8 protein-coding genes are annotated in these 8,463 nt (G+C 56.2%); all 8 read right to left on the reverse strand.

Translation table 11 applies throughout. The features are described 5' to 3' along the window. On the reverse strand, positions 1-1,488 hold a 1,488-nt coding region (locus JHD59_RS21105), incomplete at its 3' end, for a thiamine pyrophosphate-binding protein (protein WP_199155701.1). A 38-nt stretch (positions 1,489-1,526) separates the two neighbouring features. Continuing rightward, positions 1,527-2,141, reverse strand: a complete 615-nt coding sequence (locus JHD59_RS21110; RefSeq protein WP_199155702.1) for a NeuD/PglB/VioB family sugar acetyltransferase — start codon at positions 2,139-2,141, stop codon at positions 1,527-1,529. Between the two features lie 16 nt (positions 2,142-2,157). Then, complete coding sequence (gene neuC, locus JHD59_RS21115) at positions 2,158-3,345, reverse strand: UDP-N-acetylglucosamine 2-epimerase (protein ID WP_368671638.1); 1,188 nt, start codon at positions 3,343-3,345, stop codon at positions 2,158-2,160. Then, positions 3,342-4,484 (reverse strand): aminotransferase class I/II-fold pyridoxal phosphate-dependent enzyme, encoded by a 1,143-nt coding sequence (locus JHD59_RS21120; RefSeq protein ID WP_199155703.1) that lies wholly within the window; start codon positions 4,482-4,484, stop codon positions 3,342-3,344. The genes neuC and JHD59_RS21120 overlap by 4 nt, the downstream gene beginning before the upstream one ends. Next, positions 4,481-5,467, reverse strand: a complete 987-nt coding sequence (locus tag JHD59_RS21125) for an NAD-dependent epimerase/dehydratase family protein (protein WP_199155704.1) — start codon at positions 5,465-5,467, stop codon at positions 4,481-4,483. Before JHD59_RS21125 ends, JHD59_RS21120 begins: the two co-directional genes overlap by 4 nt. A gap of 45 nt (positions 5,468-5,512) precedes the next feature. Next, positions 5,513-6,895, reverse strand: a complete 1,383-nt coding sequence (locus tag JHD59_RS21130; protein ID WP_199155705.1) for a nucleotide sugar dehydrogenase — start codon at positions 6,893-6,895, stop codon at positions 5,513-5,515. 39 nt (positions 6,896-6,934) lie between these two features. Further along, complete coding sequence (neuB, locus tag JHD59_RS21135; RefSeq protein ID WP_199155706.1) at positions 6,935-8,017, reverse strand: N-acetylneuraminate synthase; 1,083 nt, start codon at positions 8,015-8,017, stop codon at positions 6,935-6,937. 37 nt (positions 8,018-8,054) lie between these two features. Beyond that, positions 8,055-8,463: acyltransferase (locus tag JHD59_RS21140; RefSeq protein ID WP_199155707.1), on the reverse strand; the 409-nt coding region annotated here is incomplete at its 5' end.

An 8,463-nucleotide genomic window follows, 5' to 3' on the forward strand; every position in this document is an offset into this window, starting at 1 on the left:
CCCCCCCCCCCCCCCCCCCCCCCCCCCCCCCCCCCCCCCCCCCCCCCCCCCCCTTTTGAGTCTCGTGGGCTCGGAGATGTGTATAAGAGACAGGATCGGCAGCTTGTTGGCGCCAATGGTGAGCAACTCCTGGCTGTTTAGCATCACGCCGCCGTCACCAGCAATGCACAGTACCCGCTGCCCCGTGCCATAGTGCGCGCCGACAGCCGTCGGCAGATCCCAGCCCATCGACCCCCAATTACCATTCAGGGCTGCGCGCTGGCCAGCCTTAATCTTGTAACCCTGATAGAAGCTGACACAGTCAAGACCATTGCCAGTAACGATGATATCATTCTGTGCCGACAAACGGGACAAGGCTTCCATGAAGACGTAAGAATTGACGAAGCCGCAATCAGCTCGCTGCGCTTCCGTCACCAGCGGGTACTTTTCCTCCCAGTAACGACACAGTTCCAGCCATTTAGCGTTATGGGCCTGATAGGTAGCCAGCTTTTCCAGCAACGCCGGCACTAAGGCACGCAAATCCGCCAGCAACGGTAGGTCAGCTTTCAAGGGGTGAGCTTGCAGTTGCCCCGGATCAATATCGACAAAAATCTTCTTGGCCCCTACCGCAAACTTGGAGGTTTCAAAACCAGTCTTAGCCACGCAGAAACCCACCCCTAGCCCCAAAATCAGGTCTGCATTCTGCATAATCAGGTTGGCATGCCGCTGGCCGGCGGTGCCAAAGGTGCCGAAGGCGCATGGATTGTCCGACTCCAGCAAATCCTTGCCCGTATATGGCGTCAACACTGGAATCTGCAGCCGCTCAACCAGTTGTCGCACTGGCTCATACATACCAGAGAGGCGCACACCATTACCCAGAATCAACACGGGCCTTGCAGCGGTTTCAAGAGACTTCACCACATTGTCCAGCTCGGCACGCCAGGCTTCTTCATCTGGTGCCTCCGGGTGCCAGTGGGGGAGCGTATCCAGGTCAACCTCGGCGGACTGCATGTCCAGCGGCAGTTCGATCCATACCGGACCCGGGCGGCCATTCTTGGCGATGTGGTAAGCCTTCTCCAGTTCGTACTGAATCATGGACGGATCGCGAAGTGAAATGGCATATTTCGTCACCGGCTTCACCATTTCCAGCACGTTACCTTCCTGCGGTCCCACTTGTCTTACCTTGTCGTAGTCCGCCACCAGATTGGAACGTACCTGACCGGAGACAACCAGCATCGGCACAGAGTCATACCAAGCCCCCACGACACCGGACAAGGCGTTTACCGCGCCAGGTCCGAAAGTGGCGAAACAAACGCCGAAGCCGGACATGCGCGCATAACCGTCTGCGGCAATAGCGCAGGCTTGTTCGTGATAGTTGCACACATAATCGACTTTCTCGCTTTTCCCCAGCGCATCCAGCAGATACATGATGCCCCCGCCCGACAGCAGGAAAACATGCCGGGTACCGATTTTCTCCAGAAAACGGATCACTACATCAGATACATTCATGATGAACTCTTCAAATGATTTGGCTTCACTAGAGCCAGTCAGGCGCGCAGCACGCAACCACCGTCAGCAACATCCGCGTCCACGACCGCATTCGCAGCAATGAGCGCATTACTGCCGACACGGACCCCGGGCAACAGCACGGCGCCTGCGCCGATGAACGTGCGCTCGCCCACCTGCACGCCGCCGCACATCGTGACAGATGGCGCGATGAAGCAGTGCTGGCCGATAACGCAGTCGTGATCGATTCTGGCTCCAGTATTGACGACCACGCCGGCACCGATCACAGCGGCAGCCTGCACAACGGCGCCTGCCATGATTTGCGACCCTTCATGCGCCTGGGCATGAGCCGAAACAATAGCACTGGCATGCCGCACATTGATAAAGCGGTAATCCTTGCCGCGCCAGATATCGAACAGCTTGGCGTTGACCCGGCTCTTAGGCGTGGCGCCAACTCCGTTGGCCAACCAGACGGAATCCGGTGCAAAAGATTGCAACACCTCATCGCCGCCAATCACCTCAATGCCTATGACTTTGTCGCCGGGTTGCACGGCAGGGTCGACAACGCCTGACGGCATCAGCCCCTGGCTCAGCAAAGCATCGATGATCACCTTTGCATGGCCGCCCGCGCCCAGTACATAAATGGGTTTGCTCATTATTCGCTCTTCGCACTCAGTTGCCTGAAGGCATGTAGTCATAGAATTTTTTGGCGAGAACACCATCCAGCTCAACCGTCTTCAGCTTTTGCGCAATCCTAGCGGCAGCATCACCCTTGCCGTAGAGCGAGACATCCTGCGGCAGCGCCGCCAGAAACGATTCTGACAGGGCAAGATCAATGGCGCATCTGATATCACCGGCGTTCTCAAGACAATCGATAACGGATAAGGCTTTCAACCTGCCCCTTTGCCTATCGCCGATATTGACCGTAGGCACCCGCACTGCCGGCGCTTCGATCAGCCCGCTGGAGGAGTTGCCGATCACCACGTCGGCACACTGCATGAGGCTGAGATAACGTCGTTGTCCCAACGAATTGAAAAAGCGCACCCGATCTTGGTAACGCGCCGCGTAGGCCTGAATCCGTGAGCTGATGGCCGCATTGCCCGCATCCGCATTGACGCCTGTGAAAATCACCGAGGCCTCGGGATACGCGTCAAGCGCCGACATCAGTTCGTCAGTTGCCGCTCCAGGCTCAATATCGCCTAGCGTAGCGGGGTGGTAGGTGACGAGAAATACCGGTCTCCCCGCCAAAGCCAAGCCAAGATCCTGCTCCAGTTCGGGAAGAGACATCATCGGCGTCTGCTGCAAGTGGTCCAGTCCCGGCGCGCCGAAATTGAATACCATTGCCGGATTCTCCCCCATCTGCAGGATGCGCCGCCGGTAGGCCTCTGCGGCAGCAAAGTGCACGTGCGACATCTTCGTAACCGCATGGCGAATGGATTCATCCATCGCGCCTTCACTGGTCTCTCCGCCATGAATGTGCGCTACAGGCACGCGCATGAATAAGGCAGCCTGCGCTGCAGCAAGCTCCTCATAGCGATCCCCCAGCAACACGATTAGGTCTGGCGACAAACGCTCATAAGCTTCGGCAAACCCCATCGTGGCCAAGGCGGTGGACTTGCTGACACCAACCCCTGAATCCCCCGCCATCTGCATTTCGATGCGCGCGTCAATCGGGAAGCCATCCCGCATGACGACCTGCTCCGTCCGGCCCCACTGCTCGCACAAATGCGCCCCGGTGACGATCACCTGCAACCGCAATGCGGCATCTGCCTGTACCGCCTTCATCACCCAATACAAATGACCGTAATCGGCGCGGGTAGCCGTGACAAAGCAAATCTTGCGAGGGGCGATATCATTCACTGCCCTACCTCCGCAATCACGATGGCGGCCACTTGCTCCAGCTCCTCATCACTGATGCCAGTGGAGCACGGCAAAGTCACAATACGCTGCCAGACGCTCTCGCTGACCGACAGGTCGCCGCGCGGGCAAGCTGCGAAGGGGGCCTGGAAATGCAGCGGCTTCCAGAAGGGGCGCGCATCGATGCCCTTCTCGCGCAAGCGGGCTCGCAGCGCCGCGGAATCACCCTCTTTGAGCACAAAGCCGGCAAACCAGCAGGCGCTTTCTGCAAAATCAGGCAGGGGGAAGGGCAAGACGCCAGACAAAGAGGCAAAACTCTTGTCGTAGAAAGCGCTGATTTCGCGCTTGCGAGCAACAAAGCGTGGCAGCAACTCCATCTGGGCGCAACCGACTGCAGCCTGGAGATTCGTCATCCGGTAGTTGAAGCCGACCATGTCGTGATCGTAATCGGCGCCGACGCGGGCGGTCGTGGTCAGGTGGCGCACCCGCTTGACGAGAGCCTCGTCATTGCCACTGACAGCACCGCCGCCGCCGGCGGTGACTGTCTTGTTGCCATTGAATGAGAACATGGTGAGATCTGCGCCCAGGTCGCCAAGGCTGCGCCCCTTGTAGCGCGCTCCCAGCGCGGCCGCGCCATCGGCAACCACCGGCAAGCGAAATTCGCGCGCGAGCGCGACGATGGGATCCATGTCGGCCGGCATGCCCAGCGTATACACCGGCACAACGGCCGCGACGCGCTGGCCCGTTGCCTTGTGACGAAGCGCGCCGCGCTCATCGCGCGCGGTTTCTTCGCGCAAAGCTTTCTCCAACTGCCGCGGATCCAACGTCCAGCTTTCGCTATCAATATCCAGCATCCACGGCTGGGCATGCGCGTGTGCAACCGCGTTTGCCGTAGCAATGAAGCTGAGGCCGGGAATGATCACCAGATCGCCAGGCTCAACGCCCACGGCGATCAGCGCGGCATGAAGTCCGGTAGTGCCGGCGGAAGTGGCGACGGTATATGTGTAGCCGGCAGCCTCACCCACCATCTGTTCAAACCGGTTGACGAAGGGACCTACTGTCGAGACAAAAGTGGAGTCGATGCACTCATTGAGGTAGGCCCGCTCATTGCCGGCCAGGTTCGGAATCGCCAAAGGAATCATTTTGCGCTCACCCCTCCTTGGAAGACATTGGCAAGATACCAGTCAAAGGTCTGACGCACGCCCTCCTGCAAGGATACCATCCCGCTAACACCGGTCAGGTCTTTCAACAGCCCGGTCTTGGGGCAGCGGCGGGACGGAGAACCTGGCGTCGCAGGTTGCGGTACCAGATTGAGCTTGCGACCCACGGTGGATACAACCACTTCGGCCAACTCTCCGATGGAAATCTCCGGTGATTCATTACCAATGTTGACAGTTTGTCCCAGAGCGCTGTCAGACTCGGCCAGCGCGCGAATCATGCGCACCGCATCGCTGACAAAGCAGAAGGTACGACAGTGGTCAACGCTGAATACATCCAGCGTATCGCCATCTTGCGACTTCCAAGCCTTGAACAGCAATTCGGGAATCACATGAGACATCCCCATGCGCGGGCCATAGACATTATGCAAGCGGACATTGGTAACCGGCAGGCCGCTCATGTTGCACATGGCTTCACCGTACAGCTTGGAGAGCATGTAGCTGGTGCGGGGCTGGTCAAGTCCGGTCAGGGCAATCGGGGTGGTTTCCGGTGTCGGGATCGGCATGTCCATGTGGATCAGGCTGCCTGCGTAGACTTCGGAAGTGGAGCTGAACAGCAGACGCTGCAGCTTCTCTTGACGGCGACACAGACCGATAACGTTGTCAGTCATCTTGGTATTGTCAGCCAGCACTTCGTAAGGACGCTGCAATACATGAGTCACGCCGATGATGGCCGCCAGATGGTAGACATGGGTAAAATCGGTCGGCAAATCCTGCAGAGTCGACTCTTCTAGCAGGTCCGCCTTCAGCACCTTGACACCAAGTTCATTGATGCAAGACTCGATGAAAGGATCGTGCACACCGCGCTTGAAGTTGTCGAGCAAGGTAACATCATGCCCTTCGGAAGCCAGGGAACGGGCCAGATGGCCGCCAACAAAACCTACACCGCCAGTAATAAGTACTTTCACATCAACTCCTGAATAATTTCAAAATTTTGATAAAGGCAACCTGGCTCATGCGCCGCGGCCAACAGACTCGACCACGCAGCCTGCGCGCGCAAAGGCCTCACGCTGTGCTGCGCTTAAGCAATTGTTGCTGTCCAGAATATAAGGGGTACGGCCGCCAAGCCACGCGCTCGGATCCAGTTTCATGTATTCCTTGTGCGGCACCGCGAACACCACTGCATCCACATCCGGACAAGCCGTCAACGAGTCATCGACCGAGATCTGCAGATCATCCCAATAGGACAGCAACGGATCGGCGCAAATCACTACCGCCCCCTCCTTCACCGCAATTTCGTAAAACGTCTGCGAAGGCGAATAACGAGTGTCCGCCACATCCTGACGGTACGATACGCCGGCCAGCAGCACGCGCGCGTCTTTTAGGCCACCAAGACGGGAACGCAACTTATCCACTGGGTGCAAAGGCATGGCCTGATTAATCCGGACCGCCATCCGCGACAATGGGAACTCGACACCGTCCAGGCCGAGGATGTCCTTAGCCGCCAAATCTGCAAACAGAGGATCTTTTGTTAAACAGTATCCACCAACGCCAAAACCCGGTTGACGCATATTGCTATGGGTGGGGCGCTTGCGAATCGCACCAACTACCTCGAACATATCCACACCAGCCTTCTCGGCAAATTTACCCCATTCATCCATGAAGGCGATAGTAAGTGCGCGGTAGCTGTTTTCCAACACTTTGGAAGTTTCCGATGCTGTCGTGTTGGAAAGACGAGTAAGAGGATATTCGGCCACGTTCACCACCGTGGACATGAAGGCCTCGCAGGCATCCGCGGCGGCTGGCGTATCTCCTGCGAAAACCCGCCAGTAATCTGTAATGGAAGCCAAATACTGGTCGCCGGGCATCACGCGCTCGTATGCATGCGCCAGCAAAAAAGCATCTTCCGGCAAACCACGCTCTAGCGCACATTCAGCCAAGGCTGGCTTAACTATATTGCGGCAGGTACCTGGCGGTACGGTGGTTTCTACAATCACCAGACAACCTTGCGGAATATTGCGGCCCAGTGTTTTGATAGCTTCGAGGAACGGGCCGGTTTTGAGATGGCCATCGCCGGCCAGATCGCCAATGTCGAAATGTACATCCACCACCACCACGTCAGCGGTACGCAACGGCTCTATACCGGACGTAGCACGCAGATTGCCGGCGGCGTGCGAGTCCGCGGTGAGACGAATAAGATCATTGTCGGTGGTCCCGAAGGGAAAGACACCTTCGTTCAGCTTGCGGATGCGCTCTCTACCCACAGGGCTATCCAAATCCAAGCCGATGACCTGATATAAGGGCTTCCCTCCCTGACGCTTGCCGGCCTGGGCACAGGCCACTGCCATGGCCGCACCGACAAAACCTAGGCCCTGAATACAAACTTGTTTCTGCATATCAATCAATCCAGTCAAAATCATTTTGCGTCGACATCATTACAGATTGTCACCGACATTCAAATCCTGCTTTGCGGTGGTACCCACAAGGTCCCAGAGCTGCTCCGCACCCAAACCAGCTCCGGTGCGAGCAGTAGTCAAATCATCACGCTCTATAGGCTGGCCAATCTTAATGGGCTTTGCAGCGACAACCTGCTTCCTGACGGCTAACCGCGTATCCCATTCACTGTCGTTCGGTGCCTTCACCGCGCTGCCCAGCGCTACCTCAAGGCTGCGGATAGAAGCCACCATCTCAGCTAGCTCTTCGGGCTCAAGTGAGGCTGCATGATCAGGTCCGGGCAAGGCGCGATCCAGCGTGAAATGTTTTTCGATCACCACCGCCCCAAGCGCTACAGCGGCCGTCGGAATCAACGTCCCTGCAGTATGGTCAGAATAACCGATACGCAAGCCAAATGCCTCGCCCAGCGTCTTCATTGAACGAAGGTTCACCTCATGCATCGGCGTAGGGTACTGAGAAGTGCAGTGAAGCAAAACTACGCGTTCGCTCAGCCTGACTCTTGCCTCTTGAGTGGACCAGGCGCGCCAGACGTCACTCAAGGACGTCGGTTCGGTTTCATGGTTTACCGCATGACAAATCGTAGCCAGCGCCGCCTCTACCTCTGAAAGCGTCGCCATACCGGTGGAAACCACCAATGGTTTGCCAGTATGTGCAAACTTCCACAGTAACGGAAGATTGGTCAACTCCCCAGAAGGTACTTTGAAAAATGGCATATCCATTTCACAAAGGAAGTCCAGACTGCCTTCGTCAAAAGCTGTGGAAAGAAACTGAATTCCTCGCTCAATACAATAGGATCTCAGCTCATGATGCAGATCATGCGAAAGCTCCAGCTGTTTGAGCATCTCATACTGGCTGCTTTCCGCTCCGGTTTGCTTTGACTGATACGCGGCCTTCGGAGCAGCCCGAGAAACGAGCTTCTCAGTCTTAAACGTTTGGAACTTTACGGCATCAGCTCCGGCGGAAACTGCAGCATCGACAAGCCTGAATGCCATTTCACGGTCACCGTTATGATTGACGCCGGCTTCGGCAATGATGAATACACTATTTTGACTGCCAAATATCATAGGCCACCTCGAATGACACGCATACTGAAGATTAGAATTAAGCCCAAGATAGCAACTTGCGCATACGCAACCTGAGTGGCTTCTCCAACCATTCATAAGAAATCGCTGAAAATATGTAAATACCCGCCCACGCCATGACAACATGTAGAAAACGCGTCCCTGGCAGCATCAGAACAAAGGTATAAAAATAAATATGCCAAATATAAATAGAATAACTGCGCTCACCTAACTTCACACACCAACCAGCCGAGAGGAGTCTGGAAAAACGTCCTGTCGCATTGACATAGCAGTAATAAATACAAAAGCAGACAACAGGCGCGTAACCAAATAGTTTAAAACACTCGTCAATCAATGGAATCGCATATTTGTACGGAAGAAATGTTCCCGCAACATACAAGAAAGCCAGCACCTGTCCAACTTTAACGAATGCTGTCTCAGCATAATTC

Source organism: Chromobacterium sp. ASV23, assembly GCF_016428945.1.
Lineage (GTDB): Bacteria > Pseudomonadota > Gammaproteobacteria > Burkholderiales > Chromobacteriaceae > Chromobacterium > Chromobacterium sinusclupearum.

Coding starts and splice junctions, on each gene's coding strand:
- JHD59_RS21110 (WP_199155702.1), bottom strand. CDS start 2,141: ATGAGCAAACCCATTTATGTACTGGGCGCGGGCGGCCATGCAAAGGTG.
- JHD59_RS21120 (WP_199155703.1), bottom strand. CDS start 4,484: ATGATTCCTTTGGCGATTCCGAACCTGGCCGGCAATGAGCGGGCCTAC.
- JHD59_RS21130 (WP_199155705.1), bottom strand. CDS start 6,895: ATGCAGAAACAAGTTTGTATTCAGGGCCTAGGTTTTGTCGGTGCGGCC.
- neuB (WP_199155706.1), bottom strand. CDS start 8,017: ATGATATTTGGCAGTCAAAATAGTGTATTCATCATTGCCGAAGCCGGC.